This is a genomic window from Pseudoalteromonas sp. SR41-4 (assembly GCF_014163985.1).
Classification (GTDB): domain Bacteria; phylum Pseudomonadota; class Gammaproteobacteria; order Enterobacterales; family Alteromonadaceae; genus Pseudoalteromonas; species Pseudoalteromonas rhizosphaerae.
Map to the genome: position 1 here is coordinate 1 of NZ_JACJEI010000071.1, position 1,684 is coordinate 1,684.

Annotated in this window: 1 protein-coding gene; it reads right to left on the reverse strand. The window is 44.4% G+C overall.

Features of this window, described 5'->3' with window-relative positions:
* Positions 1–89: 89 nt before the first annotated feature.
* Positions 90–1,610 (reverse strand): ISNCY family transposase, encoded by a 1,521-nt coding sequence (locus tag H5180_RS23260; protein ID WP_182759251.1) that lies wholly within the window; start codon positions 1,608–1,610, stop codon positions 90–92.
* Between the last annotated feature and the right edge of the window lie 74 nt (positions 1,611–1,684).

Below are 1,684 nucleotides of genomic sequence, written 5' to 3' on the forward strand. Positions count from 1 at the left end.
AGTGTGATTACCAAGGGATTATGTCGGTCTAATTACCGAGCGACTTTGTCGTAAATAGCATATCAGCCAGTTGCTAAACTGGCTACCTTTTATGCCGATTCAGCCAGAGCATTAGATTTTTCGACTCGCAATGCGGTGGTATTCATATTGTTTCTTAGCCACATGCTGCGCACACCGCCCGCGCTAATATCAACACCAAGGGCTTCACTGAGCTTTATCGCGACTTTCTGCTGACCAAGGTGAGGGTGTTCAATTGAGAATTGCACAACGGCGTCTTCTATCGCCTTATCCACACAGTTTTTGTGCCGTAGATTAGGTGTTTCTTGGCGTTTTAATGCTTCAGGGCCACCTCGCTTAACTAGTCTTAAGTGCCGATGAATAGTGTCTCGTGATACGCCACTTTGGCGTGATGCAGCGCTGACGCTTCCGAGTTTTTCGATTAACGCTAATACTTCAAGTTTCTTCTGTACTGCCAAGTCTTCTGATGCCAGTTTGCTTGGTTCATTAACTTCCGAGATCTTGAGTTTGCGACCAGCGAAGTGAGCGGTAAACCCTTTTTTACTCGTGTTCCTTATCTCGATTTTCTGATTGGCAATGGAGTGCTTGAGCGGTGAATCTATTAGGTAGAACTTATTGCCATAACTGAAGGTATGGTCGTTACGTATTTTACGATGGTCTTTAATGACGCAGATATCATCAAGGTTGATGTGTTTCGACAGAGGCGTAAATTCAGGTGCTTGCTTTGATTTTACTTGAACTTTCGACTGCCAGAACTGCGGAATGAAGACATGCTTAAGGTAGGCATTGGCAGCGGCAATATCGTTAATATTGTTCAACCTAAGCTCGGGAACAAGGCGGTCTTGGAAGGTATCGAATGCTCGCTCAATACGGCCTTTGCCTTGGGGTGAATTGGCAAAGATGATTTCAATGCCCAGCTCCTCACAAGCCCTCTGCATCTGTGAGAAGTTGCAGCGTTTAGGGCCGCCGAAGATACCGGCTCTGTCCACATAAAGCGTTTTAAACACACCTTTCGTTTCGATACATTCTCTCATGACTTTCAGGCATCCAACGGTGGTCTCTGACGGGAAGAATTCAGCATATACTTCACTGGTCGCATCATCAATCATGGCAATTAAACAGTGCTTTTTATCCCCAAACCAGCGATGTGGACTGCCATCCATTTGCATCATTAGACCCGGTGCTTCCATGCGCTCTCTGCGCTTTCGAACATTGCTACGTCTTCGTTTGGCTCGTTTAACGTGATGAATATCATGTGCCCAACCGCGTAGGGTTTCACGCTTAATAACAATGTTCTCATTCGTAGCTAATTGTTCAGCCAAGTGCAACAGATTCAAATCGTAATATTTTTCCTGAATCAATTTTTGAACCACTTTTTTTATTGATACCGGCGTTTTGTTGGGTGGGGCTTTGCCACTGTTACCATGAACAGCGAATTGAATACCGACTTGCTGATATTGCTTTACGTAGCGTTCAATAGTGCGTCGAGACTTACTGAGTAACTTAGCAGCATTGGCAATTGTTATCCTGCCTTCAACCACTTTAGCTATGATGTCAACGGTGAGTTGAGCTTTAGAATCCATCACAATCATCCTCAACATGCCTTCTAGTATTCCAAAAACAAAACACTAACAGACACGTAAAAAAGTGACCGACAAATTCCCTT

Coding starts and splice junctions, on each gene's coding strand:
- H5180_RS23260 (WP_182759251.1), bottom strand. CDS start 1,610: ATGATTGTGATGGATTCTAAAGCTCAACTCACCGTTGACATCATAGCT.